17 protein-coding genes are annotated in these 20,408 nt (G+C 46.0%); 7 read left to right on the top strand and 10 right to left on the bottom strand.

The features are described 5' to 3' along the window. Positions 1-14: 14 nt before the first annotated feature. Positions 15-908 (bottom strand): HpcH/HpaI aldolase/citrate lyase family protein, encoded by an 894-nt coding sequence (locus tag HBAL_RS01335; RefSeq protein WP_012778129.1) that lies wholly within the window; start codon positions 906-908, stop codon positions 15-17. A gap of 159 nt (positions 909-1,067) precedes the next feature. Here HBAL_RS01335 and HBAL_RS01330 point away from each other — a divergent pair, with 159 nt between their 5' ends. The 3 genes from HBAL_RS01330 to HBAL_RS01320 all read left to right on the top strand — a co-directional run bounded on the left by HBAL_RS01330 (position 1,068) and on the right by HBAL_RS01320 (position 3,675). After that, entirely contained in the window at positions 1,068-1,544 is a 477-nt protein-coding gene (locus HBAL_RS01330) for a GNAT family N-acetyltransferase (protein ID WP_012778128.1), read from the top strand. Beyond that, complete coding sequence (locus tag HBAL_RS01325) at positions 1,541-2,416, top strand: bifunctional hydroxymethylpyrimidine kinase/phosphomethylpyrimidine kinase (RefSeq protein WP_012778127.1); 876 nt, start codon at positions 1,541-1,543, stop codon at positions 2,414-2,416. Before HBAL_RS01330 ends, HBAL_RS01325 begins: the two co-directional genes overlap by 4 nt. 86 nt (positions 2,417-2,502) lie before the next feature. Then, positions 2,503-3,675 (top strand): serine hydrolase domain-containing protein, encoded by a 1,173-nt coding sequence (locus HBAL_RS01320; RefSeq protein ID WP_012778126.1) that lies wholly within the window; start codon positions 2,503-2,505, stop codon positions 3,673-3,675. 302 nt (positions 3,676-3,977) lie between these two features. On the opposite strand, the gene rarD (HBAL_RS01315) is transcribed toward HBAL_RS01320, so the two are convergent. The 3 genes from rarD (HBAL_RS01315) to HBAL_RS01305 form a co-directional block, all read right to left on the bottom strand. Continuing rightward, positions 3,978-4,886, bottom strand: coding sequence for an EamA family transporter RarD (gene rarD, locus HBAL_RS01315; RefSeq protein ID WP_012778125.1), 909 nt, complete (start codon positions 4,884-4,886; stop codon positions 3,978-3,980). Between the two features lie 30 nt (positions 4,887-4,916). Then, positions 4,917-5,831: an EamA family transporter RarD gene (gene rarD, locus HBAL_RS01310; protein WP_012778124.1), complete on the bottom strand. Its 915-nt coding sequence runs from the start codon at positions 5,829-5,831 to the stop codon at positions 4,917-4,919. A gap of 158 nt (positions 5,832-5,989) precedes the next feature. Beyond that, positions 5,990-7,051: an aspartate-semialdehyde dehydrogenase gene (locus tag HBAL_RS01305; protein ID WP_012778123.1), complete on the bottom strand. Its 1,062-nt coding sequence runs from the start codon at positions 7,049-7,051 to the stop codon at positions 5,990-5,992. A 142-nt stretch (positions 7,052-7,193) separates the two neighbouring features. Here HBAL_RS01305 and HBAL_RS01300 point away from each other — a divergent pair, with 142 nt between their 5' ends. Genes HBAL_RS01300 through HBAL_RS01290 form a run of 3 tightly spaced genes read left to right on the top strand, consistent with a single transcriptional unit; the run spans position 7,194 to position 9,259 of the window. Beyond that, positions 7,194-7,571 (top strand): nuclear transport factor 2 family protein, encoded by a 378-nt coding sequence (locus HBAL_RS01300; protein WP_012778122.1) that lies wholly within the window; start codon positions 7,194-7,196, stop codon positions 7,569-7,571. 21 nt (positions 7,572-7,592) lie between these two features. After that, entirely contained in the window at positions 7,593-8,519 is a 927-nt protein-coding gene (locus HBAL_RS01295) for a class I SAM-dependent methyltransferase (protein ID WP_012778121.1), read from the top strand. After that, complete coding sequence (locus tag HBAL_RS01290) at positions 8,516-9,259, top strand: pseudouridine synthase (protein ID WP_012778120.1); 744 nt, start codon at positions 8,516-8,518, stop codon at positions 9,257-9,259. The genes HBAL_RS01295 and HBAL_RS01290 overlap by 4 nt, the downstream gene beginning before the upstream one ends. On the opposite strand, the gene alaS is transcribed toward HBAL_RS01290, so the two are convergent. The 6 genes from alaS to fliQ all read right to left on the bottom strand — a co-directional run bounded on the left by alaS (position 9,256) and on the right by fliQ (position 18,300). Beyond that, positions 9,256-11,949, bottom strand: a complete 2,694-nt coding sequence (gene alaS, locus HBAL_RS01285) for an alanine--tRNA ligase (protein ID WP_012778119.1) — start codon at positions 11,947-11,949, stop codon at positions 9,256-9,258. The two genes, HBAL_RS01290 and alaS, sit on opposite strands and share 4 nt — an antisense overlap. Positions 11,950-12,160: 211 nt before the next feature. Then, entirely contained in the window at positions 12,161-13,255 is a 1,095-nt protein-coding gene (gene recA / locus HBAL_RS01280) for a recombinase RecA (protein ID WP_012778118.1), read from the bottom strand. Positions 13,256-13,485: 230 nt separating this feature from the next. Continuing rightward, positions 13,486-16,104: a PAS domain-containing hybrid sensor histidine kinase/response regulator gene (locus HBAL_RS01275; RefSeq protein ID WP_012778117.1), complete on the bottom strand. Its 2,619-nt coding sequence runs from the start codon at positions 16,102-16,104 to the stop codon at positions 13,486-13,488. A 96-nt stretch (positions 16,105-16,200) separates the two neighbouring features. After that, positions 16,201-17,265: a flagellar biosynthesis protein FlhB gene (gene flhB / locus HBAL_RS01270; protein WP_012778116.1), complete on the bottom strand. Its 1,065-nt coding sequence runs from the start codon at positions 17,263-17,265 to the stop codon at positions 16,201-16,203. A gap of 10 nt (positions 17,266-17,275) precedes the next feature. After that, a complete protein-coding gene (fliR, locus tag HBAL_RS01265; protein WP_012778115.1) occupies positions 17,276-18,019 on the bottom strand; it encodes a flagellar biosynthetic protein FliR in 744 nt (247 codons plus the stop codon). 17 nt (positions 18,020-18,036) lie between these two features. Further along, entirely contained in the window at positions 18,037-18,300 is a 264-nt protein-coding gene (gene fliQ, locus HBAL_RS01260) for a flagellar biosynthesis protein FliQ (RefSeq protein ID WP_012778114.1), read from the bottom strand. A gap of 196 nt (positions 18,301-18,496) precedes the next feature. Here fliQ and HBAL_RS01255 point away from each other — a divergent pair, with 196 nt between their 5' ends. After that, positions 18,497-20,395, top strand: coding sequence for a DUF885 domain-containing protein (locus HBAL_RS01255; RefSeq protein ID WP_012778113.1), 1,899 nt, complete (start codon positions 18,497-18,499; stop codon positions 20,393-20,395). Positions 20,396-20,408 lie beyond the last annotated feature (13 nt).

The raw sequence follows: 20,408 nt of genomic DNA, 5'->3' as shown, positions 1-20,408 counted from the left end.
GCTTTCATAACTTGCTAGTCCTGCGCAAGCAATTGTATTGCTTTATCAACTTCTATGAGGCGCTCAGCTTCGACCAAATGAAGAATTTCTGTCATTTTTCCATTTACCTTAAGCACACCCTTGCCCGCATTTTCTGGATCAGCAAAAGCAGCGATAACATCTTTGGCCTGAGCTATATCTGCTTGGGAAGGCGAAAACACGCTATTACAAGCCTCAACTTGAGCTGGATGGATCAACGTCTTTCCATCAAATCCCATAACGCGGCCCTGCTGACATTCAGCCTCAAAACCCTCAGCATTTTTGATGTCATTATAAACACCATCGATCGCAGTGACGCCATATGCTTTGGCAGCGGTAACAGCTAAAGTCAGATGTGTTTGAAAAGCCAAGCGATCAGGCGTCATTAGTGCGCGCATATCCTTGGCAAGATCATTGGTTCCCATGACAAATGTTGTAAGACGCGTTGTTTCAGCGCAAGCAGCGATTTCCTTTAGATTGAGAATAGATAGCGGCGTCTCAATCATAATCCAAAGCGCGAAATCATCACTTGCCCCGGCTTCCGTCAAATCATCATTCAACGCATGGACTTCGGCAGCAGATGAAACTTTAGGTGCTAAAATACCATTGGGACCAGCAGCCACACCCGCAACCAAATCATCACCGCCCCATGTCGTATCAAGGCCGTTCATACGGATGATAATTTCGCGCTTGCCATATCCGCCAGATTTCACGGCTGCGCATACACGATCGCGTGCTTCAACTTTAGCATCTGGCGCAACGGCATCTTCAAGATCAAGCAGCAATGTATCGGCAGCAATGGTTTTAGCTTTTTCTAAAGCGCGCTCATTCGCACCCGGCATATAAAGGCAAGACCGGCGCGGTCGTGATGTCGTGAATGGTGCTGGCATTTTTTTATCCCTTTAGAGGGTCCCGTATATTTTTTCTACAAACTAGCAGAAAATTGTGCGGTGCAGCAAGAGGTGATTTTCAGCTTATCTTATTCACCCTATCAAGATGCCATTTTTTTCAATATTATCACCCATCAAAATTCAACCAAGAGATAATAAATGGCATACACAATAGAAATTTTGCCAGACTCAAAAGCAGACCTCGATGCTGTGGGTCAACTAATCTATGACAGCATCCATGCACTAGCCGGCACCCATTATTCTCCAGAACAGCTAAACGCATGGGCACCCAATCCATATGCAGGAGAGCGTGCACGCAAACGATTTGGTGATCAGCTTTTCTTTATTGCGTCTGATGATGACGGCATAGCAGCTTTAATGACACTCACGCCCGAGCACCATTTAGATTTTGCATACGCACACCCGCGCAGCGCTGGAAAAGGTGCTGCCGCACAAGCCTATTCATCGTTAGAAACATATGCACGCGGGCAGAATATCAATGCCATCACATCTGATGTAAGTCTGGTTGCTCGTCCATTTTTTGAAAAGCGAGGTTATAAGACGCTTGCCAAGCAACACCCGATCGCAAATGGTGTAGCATTAATCAATTTCAAAATGCGCAAGGAATTTTCATGACACAAATTCTGGTCATCTCGTCATTTGTTGCGGCTTCTAGTGTTGGTGGCTCTATTGCACCAGCAACTTTGGCGCATTTGGGAATTGATTGCGCCCTTGCGCCAACAACACTCCTTGGTCGTCACCCTGGATTAGGTTCGCCCGGCGGTAGCGCAGTTCCAGCCGATAGGCTCGCCTCTATGCTGGAAGGCGTGGAAGCACATGGCGAATTTGCACGCTGCCGAGGCGTCATCACTGGCTATTTTGCTTCTCCAGATCAAGTGCATGTGGCTGCGGCAACAATTGATAAAGTACGCGCGACGACTCGCCCCGAATCAAAAGCGTGGCTTCCCCCTACCGATGCGAGGATTGTTGTGGACCCTATTATGGGAGATTCGCATAAAGGGCTGTATATTCGCGAAGACACAGCCAACGCGATTAAATCTGAGCTAATACAACGCGCGGATTTGATTACACCCAATCTATGGGAGTTTGCTTATCTTACACGCACCGACATTAATGTCTTACGTACACCTGAAGATGTCTGGAAAGCCTGCCAAGGCCTGCCATGTGATGTCATGGTAACATCTATTCCAACTGAAATCGGTCTTGGTAATCTACTGATAGAGCGAAAGCACAATTCAGCTTGGCTTTGTGAAACTCCCAGACAAACTGGCTATATTCCTAGCGGAACGGGTGATTTAGCAACTTTGCTTTTATCTGCCTATCTATGTGAAAACCATGAACCTAAAGAATCCCTCGCACGCGCAATCGGCGGCACGGCTGCAATAATTGAATCCGCTGTCACGCAACAACTAAAAGACCTGCCAATCGCGGCATCTGGCGATGTTGTTCGAATGCCGCCCAAAGTTCAAATCAAGCGCCTACACTAGTTACTCAAACATCACATCAACGCTTGTTGTTTGATACTTGATGAAAAATACTTGACGCAGCCTGCAATGCATTGAACGAAGCAGATATGACAGATAACATCACTGGATATGTCGCGCCCGGCTTTGAAGCCGTTCAGGACGCGTTTGAGCTGAACTTTGCGGATGCGAGAGAAAGATCTCCATCAGATCTGCAAGATTTAGGTGCTGGGTTCGCCGCTTATATCGGTAATGAATTGGTTGTAAATTTAACGGGCGGATGGAAAGATCGTCGCAAGAGCATTGCTTGGACACAGGACACACTTGTTCCCGTATATTCAACAACAAAACCTATTTCCGCGCTGACAGCTTGTATGGAATTATTCGACAAGCTGGAAAACCCCTATGAAATTCCAGTTGCTCAAGTCTGGCCAGAATTTGCTGCCCAAGGAAAAGAAGACGTCACGATTGGCCAGATGCTGTCTCACCAAGCGGGCCTTCCCGGGTTCGTCAATGAGATAAATCCCGATCTATGGTTTGATAGCCATGCACTTGCAAATGAACTTGCCAATACAGCACCGATGTGGACACCTGGAGATGGGTCTGGATATCACCCATTGACGTGGGGGTATCTGATTGCAGAACTCGTCTGGCGCGTATCAGGTAAAACGCTAGGCACGCAATTAAAGAACAAGATCACAAACGCTGATGGTGCTGATCCAAATAAAGAAATCATTGATTTTTGGATTGGAACACCTGTCAGCGAGCATGAACGCGTTTCCGAGATTGTGCGCCCGACCAAAGCACCCGAATTGGGCGAGCTAAATGAATTTCGCAAAACGGCCTTTTTGACCAAATGGGCCTCGCCTAATCGCGGCGGATCTGAATGGCGTACAATGGAAATTCCATCAGCCAATGGTCACGGAACTGCCCAAGCAGTAGCACGGCTTTATTCTGCATTCGCGAATGAAGGCAATATTGGCGATAATCATATCATTAGTTCTGAGGGGCAGTTTGAAGCTTTCAAACAACGTCGTTCATTCGGTCAAGACCGCATTCTTCCCTACACTATGGAATTTGCAGCTGGTGTGATGCGCAATAATAATCGCATTTATGGACCAAACATTGATACACTCGGCCATGCTGGATGGGGTGGATCTATGGGCTTTGGTGATCCAGACCGCAATTTGTCAGCGGCTTATGTGATGAACCGACAATCCAACCAATTGCAAACGGATGAACGTTCACAACGCTTGATCAGCGCACTGTATGGGTGCCTATAAAACACTTTTGTTGAACTTCCCAATTAGAACCAGACTTTGAAGTCTGCCATTGGAGCGCAAGTGAATTAGAGGAAACGCTAAATCTGTACCGATTAGAGACACCTCTTTTCAAATTGGTATGGAAATTTCGATTTACACGTTTATTTCGCTCAAAAACACGCAATTTCCAACTCCCCAACAGCGCGAAAACTGGCACGGGACTTGAAATCTATAAAGGGAATTCGCTCCGCAGCGAACTTCATGGTAACTCTTTGTCCCCCGTCCCTCCTTGCATAGCGAGGCACGGGGGATTTTTTTTGTTTTTAATGCGGATTTTTTTTCACCTGTCGATTTTGCCTCAATGCTGCGCCAGCATACAATGCAACACCTATCCAAATAAAAATAAAAGTGGCCGCATAGGATATTGAGAAATGCTCTCCCAATAACAATCCGACCAAAAATTGAATCGAAGGTGCAATATATTGCATGACTGCCAAACTCGATAATCGTAACCGCGTGGCTGCCATTGTGAAGAGTATTAATGGCCCTGCTGTCACTACTCCTGACAGCGAAATAAGAGCGGAATCGCGAACCGTATCTGCGATTAATGGCGCTCCGTGTATCCAAGAATAAATCAGAAATGCCATCGCAAACGGAAAAAGCACCAATACCTCAAGCAAAAATCCGACTCGGCCATCCACAACAAGTTTCTTGCGAATGGCCCCATAGGAGCCAAACAACAAACAAAGAGAAAGCGCGATCCACGGAAGTTTCCCGACAAATATCGCCTGATTCAGCACACCAAGTGTTGTGAAAAAGATAGCTATAAATTGCAAAAACGAAAAGCGTTCTTTAAAAAACACTGCCGCCAAGGAAAAGCTAAAAAGCGGTGTTATAAAAGCTCCAAGACTCGCTTCTAGCACATGGCCATTTTGCGCTGCCCAAATAAAAATCAACCAGTTTAATCCCATTAACCCAGCAGAAAGACACAACCATGCCAACTGCTTGGGCGCACGAAACACAGCGCGAAATTCTGAGCTTCTGTGTCCAAACCACACGAGTGCTATACCCGCAGGTAGAGACCAGACAATGCGCTCCGCCAGAACGTGCAAGGCAGGAAGGTTTTCAAGGATTTTAAAATATAGAGGCAAAAACCCCCATAATAAAAATGCGCCCAACGCACATATTAGACCAGCCTGAACAGGGGTATTTCCATCTTGAAATTTTCGCATCAAACCCTCTATTCGAAAAAAACATTAAGTCTATGTCGGTTTGGTGGCCAATAATTTTTTAGCACGACGTTCATTTTGTAAGGCACCAAAAGAAAACAAAATCACGCCTAACCATATGAAACCAAAAGTAATTGCATGTTCAGGTGTAAAGGCCTCACCAAGATAGATACCCACACAAAACTGAATTGTCGGACCGATATATTGCATCATGGCCAGTGAAGATAAACGAAGCCGTTTTGCTGCTAAACCAAACATTATTAAAGGAGCTGCAGTGACCACACCAGCAAGCGTTATCAATATGCTGTCGGTGGGATCAGTCGCAAGAAAAGGCCGACCGTTTAACCACCCGTAAGTTAAAAAAGCTAAAGCTATCGGAAGTAAGATAATGACTTCGAACAAAAAACCAGCCCGACTATCAACTTGAACTTTTTTTCGGATGGCACCATACACCCCAAAAGTCACACACAGAGAAATCGCAACCCATGGAAATTGCCCAACGACAAGTGCTTGGTTCAATACACCCGCCGCTGCCAACAAAATCGCGATGATCTGAAATTTAGTGAAACGTTCTCCAAAAAAGATGGCGGCCAAACCAAAGCTAAAAAGCGGGTTGATAAAATATCCCAAACTTCCCTCAAGTACACGTCCGTTTTGAACAGCCCAGATATAGATCAGCCAATTTGCTCCCATAAGAATCCCAGAAAGCGTGAGCCAGAACAAATTTTTCTTATTCTTGAAAGCTGCATAAATGACATCAAATTTACCCGCAAAAAACACGAGTAAAATGCCGGTAGGGACTGACCATAAAATCCGATGGCTCAACATTTCCAGAGCAGGAACTTTTTCCAGAATTTTAAAATAAAGCGGCAGCCCTCCCCAAAGAAAATAACAGCCGAGGGCATATAAAAATCCATTGTCAGATAATTGTGCGGGTTTCGTGTTCATCTTCTTTCCCCATATCCATAGAGGAGCACATATGCCCCTAGCCACAATTCGACCAGTTGCGTACTGGTAATGTTGATTATTCATCCGGGTGATTAAATACAAAAAGGCCGGACATTTCTGCCCGGCCTCTCAAACCATTCTGCAATGATTAAATCGGTTTAAGCAGTTATCTCGTCATTGAGAGCGCCAGGCTTCAAGCTGTCTGGTTTCAATGCGCCGCGCTCAACCAGCAATTCCGCGATCTGAACAGCATTCAGTGCAGCACCTTTGCGTAAATTGTCAGAAACACACCAAAAAGCCAGTCCATTTTCAACAGTCACATCTTCACGGATACGAGAAATGAATGTTGCCCATTCACCCACACATTCTACAGGTGTGATGTAACCATCATCTTCTGGGCTATCTACAACAACGATACCGTCAGCTTCTTTCAAAATAGCACGTGCTTTTTTTGCAGATAATGGCTTGGATGTCTCAATGTTCACAGCTTCAGCGTGACCGACAAACGTTGGCACACGTACACAAGTTGCTGTGAGTTTGATTTTTGGATCAAGAATTTTCTTAGTTTCAGAAGACATTTTCCACTCTTCTTTAGTGAAACCATCTTCCATAAACACATCAATATGCGGAATCACGTTAAACGCGATTTGCTTCGTGTATTGGTCAGGTGTCGGCGCATCATTGACATATATGCCTTTGGTTTGGTTCCAAAGTTCATCCATACCAGCTTTACCAGAACCAGAAACTGATTGGTAAGTTGATACCACAACACGCTCAATACCAGCAGCATCGTGCAATGGCTTTAAAGCCACAACCAGTTGCGCTGTTGAACAGTTCGGGTTCGCGATAATATTTCTTTTTGTATAACCCTCAATTGCATCAGCATTCACTTCAGGAACGATCAAAGGCACATCTGGGTCCATGCGGAAATGCGATGAATTATCCACCACAATACAGCCAGCCTTAGCAATCTTAGGTGCCCATTCTTTGGCGACAGATCCACCAGCGGACATCAAACACAAATCAAACTGAGACCAGTCAACTTGTTCAATATCCACACATTTGAGAATCTTATCGCCATAGCTTACTTCAGAACCTTTAGAACGACGCGATGCAACAGCAGTAACGCTGTCCGCAGGAAATTTGCGTTCATCAAGGATATTCATCATTTCGCGACCGACATTGCCGGTTGCGCCTAAAACGGCGACACGAAGAGCCATGGGGGTCTCCAATAGACTACTATAATTGTAACAGAGGAGGCGATCTAGCGCACTTTTAGCATATATGCAAAGGTTGATGTATTATATATGAAGAAGATATACGCTGTGATATAAAATGAACACAGTTTTTTCAGGAGTTAAGATGACTAACATAGCAGACCTAGTTGAACGTTACGTCACATTAAGCAACCAAGACGACATTGACGGCGTACTAGCCTGCTGCTCAGACAATGTTTTGTTTGAAACGGTTATGAACCCTCGTGGCTCTATGAGATTACAAGGAAAAACTCAACTACGCGAAGTGCTCTCTGGCACAATGGCAGCCTTTAAAGATCGTTCCCATCGTTTAGCTTCTATAATTGTGCAAGGTGACCGCGTTGCGGCCGAAACAGTCTTTACCGGCACCGCACTTGCCGAACTTGGCGACGGCGTCAAACCCGGCGATCAAGTTGCAATTCGTGGTGCTACGATTTTTGAAATCGAAAACAATCTAATCGCGCGCATTTGCGACTACTCTTAAATAACTGAATTTAGACAGTATATGACAAACAACACTTCCACACTATCCGGCGTTTATGGAACACCGGACAAAGAACTTGTTTTAATTCCTGATGATGCGAAACAATGCTCACCGCTCATTCCAGAAAGCGCTGATATAGCGGAAAGCCCGGACGCTGCACTTGATTATTTCGCCATAGCTGCGCCGGCAGGCACACAGGAAAGACGTTTCGTCCTTGCTCACGCCCTACGTGCTCTAAAACCAAGCGGTGAAATTTCCGTCATTGCGGGCAAGAAAAAAGGCGGGCAGCGTCTCAAAGCCGATCTGGAATTGCTTGGGTGCACACATATTCGTATAGATTCTAAAAAACACCAGAAAATCGCTTCATGCGCGCCGCCTGCTGATCTCTCACAGGTTCACAAAGCAATTGAAGAAAATGGCCCCCAACTTGACGAAGAACTCGGCCTATGGAGCCAACCAGGCATTTTTTCATGGAATCGCCCTGACCCCGGCTCGCTGTTATTGATGGAACATTTGCCTGAATTGTCCGGTCGCGGTGCTGACCTTGGATGCGGTCTTGGCCTGCTTTCTCACCATGTCCTGCAATCCGAGGCAGTTAAATCACTTCTCCTGATAGACATTGATCGCCGCGCCATTGAAATGGCACACCGTAATGTGTCTGATGAACGTATCTCATTCCTATGGCAAGATGCGCGCAAAGGCCCCAAAGACATTACCGACCTCGATTTCATTGTTATGAACCCACCATTCCACGATGCTGGTGAGGAAGATCATGGCTTGGGAAAAGCTTTTATGGCACGCGCCAGCTCAATGCTTCGCAAGGGCGGCATTTGCTGGCTCGTGGCGAACCGCCATTTGCCCTATGAACGCGCCATCAATGAACACTTCAAATCCTTCACTCCCAAAGCAGACTCACATGGCTTTAAGGTAATCGAGGCCATTAAATGAGCGGAAATGCCAAGCCGGTAAGGCTCGACAAGCTTCTCTCAAATATGGGCTATGGCACGCGCAAAGAAATAGATGCTTTAGCGCGATATCAACGCATTTTATTGGGGGATAAAGGTTTTAAAAGCGGTAGTGATAAAGTCACACCAAACGAAGATCTGCAAAACAGACTAACGATTGACGACAAACCTGTTGACCCGCTTCCCGGATTTGCCGTGATGCTCAACAAACCTGCTGGTGTCACATGCAGTCGCAAAGATAGCGGCACATTAATAACTGAACTTTTTCCATCAAGATGGGATAAACGCGACCCGCTACTTTCACCAATTGGCAGATTAGATAAGGAAACGTCCGGTCTTTTATTGCTAACAGATGACGGACAACTCAATCACCGCGTCTCATCCCCCAAAACTCAAACCCCAAAACGCTATCACGTCATTCTTGATCGAGATTTAAATGGCGATGAAGATTCTATTTTTGCTGCCGGCGAATTAATGTTGGAAAGTGAAACCAAGCCGCTTTTGCCTGCAGAACTAAGTGCGCTTGGTAAACGCGAAGCCATATTGACGCTACATGAGGGCAGATATCACCAAGTACGCCGCATGTTTGCTGCGGTTGGAAACCACGTAAATGCCCTCCACCGCGAGAGCATTGGCGGACTAACACTTCCAGAAGATTTACAACAGGGCCAATGGCGCATCATGTCTGAAACAGACATTAGCGCCATTTTCAATACCGACTAACTTTTAAGAAACGCGCGGACTGCATCAACAGCATCATTTGCTTTTGAACCATCAGGGCCACCTGCTTGCGCCATGTCAGGGCGACCACCACCGCCTTTACCGCCAACAGCTGCCGCAGCAACTTTCACAAGATCAACAGCACTGATCTTGTCTTTCAAATCATCTGTTACACCTGTTGCAACAGCAGCTTTGCCGTCATTAACTGCCACAAAGACAGTTACACCTGATCCAAGCTGTTTCTTGGCATCATCAATCAAACCACGCAAATCTTTGGCCGGCACACCATCAGCCACACGCGTCAAAAGTTTGATACCATTGATCTCTTCTGGACCAGCAGCCGCTCCGCCAGCACTCGCTCCCATGGCAAGCTTCTTTTTCGCGTCAGAAAGCTCATTTTCTAGGGCTCGCTTTTGATCTTGCAAAGCCGCGACCCGCTCAGGCGCTTTTTCAATTGTTGACTTCAATTGATCCGCAATCGACCGCGCAATTGCAACCTTACCTTTTAGATACTCAAGCGCAGCAGCACCAGTCACCGCTTCAATACGGCGCACACCCGCAGAAACACCCGACTCACTCGTAATTGCGAACACAGCAATATCACCCGTACGTCTTACGTGAATTCCGCCGCAAAGCTCGACAGAATAGGCTTTATCGCCACCTTCAAGCGCCTCACCCATAGCCAACACACGGACGCTATCTCCATATTTTTCACCAAAAAGCGCCATTGCACCCGCTTCAATCGCAGCATCTGGAGCCATTTCTTTTGTGGACACTTCGCTATTTTGACGAATGACAGCGTTCACTTCTGCTTCAATTTTATCTAGCTCAACTTGGGAGAGCGTCCCTGAATGAGCAAAGTCAAAACGCAATTTATCTTCTTCAACAAGCGACCCTTTTTGGGTTACATGATCACCAAGATTATTACGCAATGCCGCATGTAAAATGTGCGTGGCTGAGTGATTTGAACGTATATTTGAACGCCGCACGCTATCAACCTCTAACAAGGCTTTCACACCTGCTTTGATATCGCCCGTTACCATCTCACCAATGTGAGAAAATACATCGCCTGCGCGCTTTTGTGTATCAAGCACACGGAAAACAGCTCCACCAGCAAAACGCACTTCACCACGGTCGCCAGCCTGACCACCAGATTCGCCATAAAATGGTGTTTTATCAAAAACAAGCTCTGCTTTCTGGCCTTCATTCGCTGTTGTCGCCAATTCACCATCAATGATGATTGTTTTTAATTCAGCTTCAGAGGCTTCTTCACTATACCCTATAAATTCGGTTGCTCCGTGTGCATCCCGCGTCTGGAACCAGACTTTAACAGCATCACCTTCAGCAGCGCCCTGCCAGCTGGCTTGTGAACTTTCTCGTTGAACTTTCATTGCTTTTTCAAAGCCAACTTCATCAACTTCGATGCCTTTAGCCCGCAAAACATCTTGCGTCAGATCAACTGGAAAACCAAAAGTATCATAAAGTTTAAATGCTGTTTCTCCGGGAAGTACATCTCCCTTCCCCATAGAAGAGGTTGCATCTTCAAGGAGAGCAAGTCCACGCCCTAAAGTGCGTTGGAAGCGTCCCTCTTCCTGTTCAAGCGTACTCACGATAGAGGCTTGTGCACGACCAAGTTCAGGAAAGGCCACTCCCATTTCCGCAACAAGCGCCGGCACAAGTTTGTGCATTTGCGGTTCTTTAGATCCAAGCAAATGACCATGACGCATGGCACGGCGCATAATACGGCGCAATACATATCCACGCCCTTCATTTGAAGGCGTCACACCGTCTGCAATCAAAAATGCTGAAGAACGCAAATGATCGGAAATAACACGTAGCGAACCCAAAGTTTTTTCAGACTGCTTGAGACCGTAAACATCTTCTTCAGCTGCAATCAAATTTTGAAATAAATCAATTTCATAATTATTGTGCACACCTTGCAACACGGCAGCTATCCGCTCTAACCCCATCCCAGTATCAATAGATGGCTTTGGCAAACTTACGCGTGATCCATCTTTAGATTGATCAAATTGCATAAACACGAGATTCCAAATCTCAATGAAACGGTCGCCATCTTCTTCGGGTGATCCAGGAGGGCCACCCCAAACATCTGGGCCATGATCGTAAAAAATCTCAGAACAAGGTCCGCAAGGGCCAGTATCACCCATGGACCAGAAGTTATCTGAGGTAGAGATCCGAATTATCTTATCATCAGAAAGGCCAGCAATTTTTTTCCAAAGCATTGCCGCTTCATCATCTTCAGAGAAAACTGTGACCACGAGCTTGTCGACGGGAAGGCCGAATACTTTCGTAACAACATTCCAAGCATGAACAATCGCTTGCTCTTTAAAATAATCTCCAAAAGAGAAATTTCCAAGCATCTCAAAGAAAGTATGGTGACGCGCTGTATATCCGACATTGTCAAGATCATTATGCTTACCACCTGCACGCACACATTTTTGCGATGACGTCGCCTTCAAGAATGCCGGTGTTTCAGCACCCGTAAACAAGTTTTTAAACGGAACCATGCCGGCATTGACGAACAAGAGGGTTGAATCACCACCTTGAGGCACCAAAGGCGCAGACTGAACGACTTCATGGCCATTGGAATTAAAATACTCTAAAAACTGAGACCGCACACCGTTTACGCTATTGGACGGATTGGCTTTAAAGCTTGCGGTAGTATCAGACATATAGAGCATTCCTATTTCGTGCGTGGGCACTCCGCTATCAATGTTCAGAAATGACTAGAGTCAGTCATGAGCTTTCAAAGAGCGGAGCAAATCAATTCCATACCGCGATATATAGTGCTGATATCATTTGGCCAAGTGATTTGGCCAAATGACGCTTAATCTAATTGATAAAACCACGTATTTCGACGCGGTTTTACCAATTCAGCTTGCTCTATTCGTTTACTGCTACGTCAGGATCTTCTTCATCTGTAATATTTGCTTGGCCTGCTGCTAACATTTCTTCAGAAATCAAACCTGCATCAGCTCTGATTTTTTCTTCAATTTCAGCAGCAATTGATGGGTTTGCTTTCAAGAAAGTACGTGCGTTTTCACGCCCCTGACCAATGCGTTCTGATCCGTATGAATACCAAGACCCTGCTTTATCAACAACGCCGGCCTTCACGCCAAGATCAATCAACTCACCTGTTTTAGATATACCCTCACCATAGATGATATCAAACTCAACCTGACGGAATGGAGGTGCGACTTTATTCTTAACGACTTTGACACGCGTCTGGTTACCAATAACTTCATCGCGATCCTTCAAGGCACCAATACGGCGAATATCCAGACGCACTGAAGAATAAAATTTCAGCGCATTTCCGCCTGTTGTTGTTTCAGGAGACCCAAACATCACACCAATCTTCATACGGATTTGGTTGATAAAAATGACCATACATTTAGATTTGGAAATAGATCCAGTCAGTTTACGCAAAGCTTGGCTCATCAAACGTGCCTGAAGCCCTGGAAGACTATCCCCCATTTCGCCTTCTAGCTCTGCGCGTGGTGTCAAAGCCGCCACGGAGTCAATAACCAGCACATCCACAGCACCAGAGCGCACGAGTGTGTCAGCAATTTCTAAAGATTGCTCACCCGTATCTGGCTGAGACACAAGAAGATCTCCAAGATCTACACCCAACTTACCTGCATAAATAGGGTCAAGCGCATGCTCTGCATCAACAAATGCAGCTACGCCACCATTTTTCTGAGCTTCCGCGATACAATGTAGCGCCAATGTTGTTTTACCGGAACTTTCAGGTCCGTAAATTTCAATAATGCGCCCTTTAGGCAGACCACCTATGCCTAGTGCAATATCCAAGCTGAGAGAACCAGTTGATACCGCCTCAACATCCATTGATGCGTTATCGCCCAACCGCATGATGGAGCCTTTACCGAAATTACGTTCGATCTGACCAAGAGCCGTTTCGAGGGCTTTTTGCTTATCCATTCCGTTATTTTCCACAACTTGCAAAGACGCACGCGCCATATTTGATTCTCCATCATATGTTGCACACTGCCAGTGACTATTCAACGGCTTTGCACAACGGTTTCCATCGCCTGTTGGATAAGTTTGTACCACAAATGTTCCAAAAGAACAAATAGAGAATATAATTTTGTTCTCGTTTTATTTTCACACACAAAATATGGGCTAAAAAGAAAATCCACCACCTAGATATAGGTGATGGATTGGGTTTTTCTTATAATATCGAGCAGGGCTTATGCAGCCTCAACGATATTAAGTTCGTCTTTCACGCGTTCCGCTAGCTGACGCAATGTGAACGGTTTAGGTAAGAATGATATCTCTCGCTCCTCATCTAGCGTTTTGGCCAAATCACGTTCTGCATATCCAGATATGAACATCACACGAGCACCTGTAAGATATTGCTTGGCCTCTTTAAGCAATGCCGGCCCATCCATTCCGGGAAGCACCACATCAGAAATCAATAGATCGATCTGACCCGCATTTTCCTTAATGAGTTCAAGCGCCTCTTCTCCATCTGCCGCCTCGATGACCTGATAGCCGAATGTTGAAAGCAAGTGAGATGCAAGTCCGCGAACAGAATCCTCATCTTCAACCAGCATGATACGACCGCGCCCCGCTAAATCTTTCGGACGGTTTTTCTCGGCAATCTCATTCACCTGTGCCGCTGTTTCAGCTTCACTCGCTGCACGTTCAGCTGCTTTATCAGCTGCTGCTTTTTCTTCAGGACGCGCCACATAGGCTGGCATAAAGATTTTAAACGTTGTTCCGCGTCCAACTTTTGAAACAGGGTAAACATATCCACCAGACTGTTTTACAATCCCGTAAACAGAGGCAAGACCAAGACCTGTTCCCTCACCTTGTTTTTTTGTTGTAAAGAAAGGTTGGAAGATTTCTTCGACAAGTTCAGGAGGAATACCAGTCCCATTATCAATGACTTCTATAAGAAGATAATCACCTTCTTGAACATGATTGAACCCATCTTTACGGGCCATGGCAGCATCTGCGCGTGATGTTTTGACGATCAGTTCGCCGCTACCATTTTTCTCCAGCATTGCATCACGGGCATTTGTACAAAGATTTGTCAGCGCTGTTTCAAGCTGTCCACGATCCGCGCGGATTTGCGGAAGGTCACGCCCATGCACAATGTCAAGTTTAATCCGCTCGTCGATAATCTGACGTAGCAATACATAATAGCTGGATAGCATTTCTGATGGATCAAGCACTTCCTGACGGAATGTCTGTTTGCGTGACCACGCCAGCAACATGGAGATCATCTCCGCACCACGCGCCGCAAGTTCATACATTTGCTTCAAGTCAAAGAAGGATGGATCGCCCGGCGGGTGACGAATAAGAAGTTTATCTGTGTTAAGCATAATACCTTGAAGAAGGTTATTAAAGTCGTGTGCGATACCACCAGCCAATTGGCCAATCGCCTGCATCTTCTCACCTTGCGCAAGACGCAGCTCAAGCGTCTTCTTCTCAGTGGTATCAATAACATATGCCGCTGCCGGGCGTCCGCGCCGATCAAGCGCAATAAAGACATCCACAGTCTTGGCATCTTTTGGGTCTTTAACAGTATCTGATGCAAGCTTAAGCTCAACAGCACCGTCGAGCGCCTTGGCTAGCATTGAAGCTAAACCTTCTTCTCCATCTTCTGCGATGAACAGATCGGCAAATCTCGCTCCCGGTTGCGCCCGCGCCTCTGTCATGTCGCGCAACGCGCGGTTAAGGTCCATCATGACAGCAGTTTCGACACCGTCACCCTCAAGCCGCACAACACCAAATGGTGCGTCAGTAAACATTGTGTCGTCACTAACTTGACCGGGGGACACTAACCCATGTGCTTTATCTTCTTTTTCCTGTTGGGGTGGATTTTCAGCACGATATCCCAAATGCACAACAGAACGAGAAAGCGCATCTGGCCCTTTGCCAGTCCATGATGTCGTCAACAACGCAGGAAGCTCGACACCATTTCGCGAACGAAGCACAACATCCGCACGTTGACTCGCGCCGCCGCGTGTTTCTTTACGCATCAATTTCAACCCTTCAGGACGCATCAAATCATCCATACGAAGGCCGCCGAGTTCATCAGGCAAGCTCAACATTTTACGCAAACTTGCATTCACATAAACCACTCGCCCATCCCTACGCGCCGAGAAGAACCCAACAGGCGCATCTTCAACATACAAAGCGCGCGGATCAACAGCAGAATTATCAACCCCTCCACCATCGGTTTTACGCAAACGCCAAAGTGCGCGTGTTGCTCCAACCGGAGATACATTCGCTGTAAACTGGACAGGTGAATCACTATCACCAAACATCAAAGCCGGAAGTGTTTCTTCGCGTGCACCACCTGCTTTAATTGCCTTTGCCAAACGGAAAATCGGGGCCGCCAAACCCGGATTTGCTCCAAACAAACGATCAACAGTTGGAATCGGGCCGCTTTCGCCCATTTCGTGAGCTTCTTCCGCCAATTTACGATAAGCGCTATTGGCAGTTACAACAGCACCGCCGCGCTCGGTTACCAATGCCGGCTCGCTCAAACTTTCAAGCCAAGCAAAACCTTTAACGGCTTTTTGCGCCGCCTCTTCCGCAGCGCCGCGTTCAGGAAATACACCTAGCTTTCGTCCCGCACCGCGCGTCACCCACAGAAGCAGCACCATCGCCAAACTACCGAGCGCGATCAGAAGCACTATCGATGCAAAGCCAATTTCTTCACCCCACATAAGCGCAACACCCGCCGCCGCCCCTGCAACAGCAACACTCAGCCAGAAAAAAGTCTGAAGAAAATCAATCTTCTTTTTTTCTGTGTACGGTTCATTGGTCATTTGAGTATCGTTAAAATCTGACATGGCGGCTCGATTCATTGTTCAACGTGACATTACGGTCATGCATTAAGCGTGTACTTAGGTAGTATATAAGGCATTTCTGCGTGCGGTTAACCATAATTATTTCTTTTTACCAGTTCTCATAACGAAACTGATCACTTTTGCCACCGCTTCGAAGTGTTCTCTGGGGACAACTTGTTCTAATTCAGCTGTTGCAAAGAGCGCTCTCGCTAAAGGCGGGCTTTCCACAAGTGGCACATCTGATTCTTTTGCAATTTCGCGAATACGTAAAGCAACTTCATCAACACCTTTAGCCACACATATAGGTGCAGCATCGACTTCTGGATCAAATTTCAATGCAATCGAATAATGGGTTGGGTTTGTAACCACAACAGTCGCTTCGGGAACCGCCGCCATCATTCGTCCTTGTGAGCGTTGACGACGCAAAGCAGCCAATTTTGCTTTGACCATCGGGTCACCATCGCTTTGTTTGTTTTCCTGCTTGATATCTTCGCGCGACATCCGCATTTTTTTTGCGTGGCTTTGTTTTTGAAAAACGTAATCTATGGCGGCAATAAAACCAACCACAATAAGTGCAGCTAAAAACAAACGACTAGCTTTATCTTGAATCATCAGAGGCAATGCCGAGATATCCATCTCACCAACTTTGATCAACTCATGGCGACTTGGCCATACCGCAAAAGCAACTGCCACAGTTGCCGCGATCAGTTTCAAAATAGCCTTAAAAAGGTTCATCCACCCCTGAGGCCCAAACATCCGCTTCAGACCACCTATTGGAGACAATTTACTTAGCTTCGGCTTCATTTTTTCTGCGGTCCATAAAGGCATATGTTGAACCACATGCCCTGATATCGCGAAAACAATGATAATGGAAAAAACGATTGCCATCGGGCCCAATAATTCACCCAATATAGCGGTCATCAACCGCTGAGCACCGCCGCCCGAAAGCTGAAAATCATGCGGATGGTCAAGCAACATTGTGAGCGGACCACCTATGCTACTCGCTAAAGGCTGAGCACCCGCTATTAGAGCTGCACCTGCTAGAAGTATAAACCAGACGGGTACGTCCTGACTTTTAGCGATATCACCTTTTTTACGTGCATCATCGAGGCGTTTCTGGGTTGGTTCTTCGGTTTTCTGCGAATCATCTTGGTCTTCAGCCATTCATCCCTCCCTAAAATGGCCCTTCCAGACGCGCATAGCGGCCCAAGGCATCTAACCAAACAAGTAACCCACCTCCCAAAATAAAAGTCATAATACTCAAACCAAGCATGACCTGAATTGGCATAGCTATAAAGAACACTTGCACTTGAGGGATAAGCCGCGCGACCAAACCAATTGAAAGATTAAAAACCAAAGCTACAACGAGGATGGGGGCAGCAATCTGCAACCCCAGTTTAAATGCTGACGACATTGCTCCTAATTCCCATTGAGCAGCATCTCCAATTGGTAAAGGCTCTCCGGGTTTGAATAATTGATAACTATCAACAGCAGCTTGAAGCATATCTCTGTGAATGCCTGCGATCATAATGAGCACAATCGCTGTCATGGACATGAACACCCCAATAATTGCGCTCGAGGACCCAATTGTCGGATCAAATTGGGTTGCCATCGCTAAACCAGACGAGATACCGATAATTTGTCCACCAACTTGCAAAGCGCTCATCAAAATTCGTGCGCCTGCCCCCATCATGATCCCGATAAGAATCTCACTGATAATTAACAAAGCACTTTGACTAACCAATTCAGGAACAGGCGGCATCTGATCTATTAAATTGGGTACAAGGGCCATTGTTGCCAGCAATGCGGCAGACAAACGGAACTGCGCTGGGACAGAACTTTCACCCCAACCAGGAGCCAGCATCAAAACACTTCCAATCCGACAGAAAAGAAGAGAACCAGCCCATGCATATGGCATCAGCGCTTCCATTCAATTCAATACCCCGCAATTCTAGCAAATATTGAATCGGAAAAACCGGCCAAAGTTGCACCCATCATAGGCAAAAAAAGCAATAAAGTCAGAAATATAGCTAAAATTTTAGGAACAAAAACAAGTGTCATTTCTTGAACTTGTGTCAACGCTTGCATAAGCGCAATGACAACACCAACGACCAAACCAGCCACCATGACAGGAGTCGCCATCGCCACGGTCGCCCATAGCGCATCTCTCCCCAAATCAAGTACCTCAGCGCCCGTCATTTTTATGCCCTAGCTTACCAATCCAATCGCCCCACGGTCACAAAGCATTACAAATCAAGAAACCTTGAACTCTTGGGAAAAATTAAACACGTTTTGTTAACTCTTGGTTCAAAAAGGTTAATAAATTCCTGCGATTGACGAATACGTTACAGTAGGCATTGTATGTCTGCACAAATATTCTGGAGTCCTAATCAATATGCGCAATACCATTTCCATTTTTGCACTTTTATTTGCCGCAGCCTGCGTGAGTAATACCGAAACAGCAGAAACTCCCCCAAGCACAATATCTCCAGCCGGCGTTAAAAAATCCGCAGCTTCTGCGCATGTGAAAGAAGAGGCTCTAACTTCAACCGAAGAAATCATGGACTTTGCCTCCGAAGCCGAAAAGCTAAATGCATTTTTTCAAGAACAATTTGATGCTCGGGTTTCCAGATCCCCAATGTTTCAAACCAGCTTGGGAATGAAAACCAACTATGACAAATGGGACGACACATCTGACGCAGCCCAAATTGCTGAATATAAATTAGAGCAAGCAGCTGTTGGTCTCATGGAAAATCTCGTTGATTACGACAAACTTCCGTCCAACGCTCAACTATCATACCGTTTGTTCAAATTGCGTGCAAAACAACAAGCCGATATGTTCCCCTATCGCAATCATGGATATGTTTTTGATCAAATGTACGGCCAACAAAGCCGCACCCCTGCTTTCCTCATAAACCAGCACCGTGTGACCTCAGTTGAAGATGCCAAAGCGTATATTGGACGTCTAAACGGAATAAAAAATTATCTCAATGGCCATCTTTCAAATGCGCAAAGCCGCGCGAAAGATGGAATCCGCCCTCCCAAATTTGTCTATGAATATGTACTTTCAGATATCAAAAATGTCTTGACTGGCGCTCCATTTACTCAAGGAGAGGACAGTCCTCTATTTGAAGATTTCAAAACAAAAATAAATGCACTTGATATTTCCGGTGACGAAAAGCTAACGCTCATCATGGAGGCAAATGCCGCATTATTAACAAATGTGCAGCCAGCCTATGAGGAAGTGGAGGCATGGGTAAAGGAAGACATAAATAACGCAGACACTGATGATGGTGCTTGGAAACTTCCTGACGGAGCCGATTATTACAAAAAACGCCTCGCATTAATGACCACAACAGACATGGATGCCAATGAAATCCATGAGTTGGGGCTGTCTGAAGTCGATCGTATTCATAATGAAATGAAAACGATCATGGCGAAGGTCGGGTTTGAAGGCGACCTTTCTGAGTTCTTCGAATTTATGCGCTTTGACCCACAATTTTACTACAGTGAAGACGAAGCTGGACGTAGCCGCTATCTGGCAGAAGCCACCGAACTCATTGACGTGATGAAAAAAGCACTCCCCTCTGCTTTCAATACATTTCCTAAGGCTGATTTGATCGTAAAACGCGTTGAACCATTCCGCGAAAAAAGCGCCGGAAAAGCTTTCTACCAACGTCCTGCTCCAGACGGTTCACGTCCGGGGACATATTATGCCAATTTGTACAAAATGAGCAGCATGCCAACCTACCAAATGGAAGCTCTTGCTTATCATGAAGGCATTCCGGGGCATCACATGCAATTGGCGATTGCTCAAGAGCTTAAAGACGTACCAAAATTTCGAAAATATGGGCGCTATACTGCTTATACTGAAGGATGGGGGCTCTATACAGAATACCTGCCTAAGGAAATGGGTTTCTACCAAGATCCATATTCAGATTTTGGGCGCTTGGCCATGGAATTATGGCGTGCAGCACGGCTGGTTGTGGACACAGGGTTACATGAGAAAAAATGGACTCGTGAGCAAGCGACACAATATCTGATGACCAATACACCCAACCCTGAAGGTGATTGTATCAAAGCAATCGACCGGTATATCGTCATGCCAGGGCAAGCGACCGCTTACAAAATTGGTATGCTCAAAATACTGGAGTTACGCGAGAAAGCAAAATCTGAACTTGGTGAACAATTCAGCCTAGCAGATTTCCATGATATCCTTCTGGCAAGCGGTCCAATCCCTCTTAGCGAATTGGAAATCGCAATTAACCAGTGGATAAAGATGGACGCAAGCTAGGAATTTTGTGTAC

Origin of the sequence: Hirschia baltica ATCC 49814, from assembly GCF_000023785.1 — a bacterium.
In the GTDB taxonomy this organism is placed as follows: domain Bacteria; phylum Pseudomonadota; class Alphaproteobacteria; order Caulobacterales; family Hyphomonadaceae; genus Hirschia; species Hirschia baltica.
This window is presented reverse-complemented; position numbering and strand designations above follow the sequence as displayed.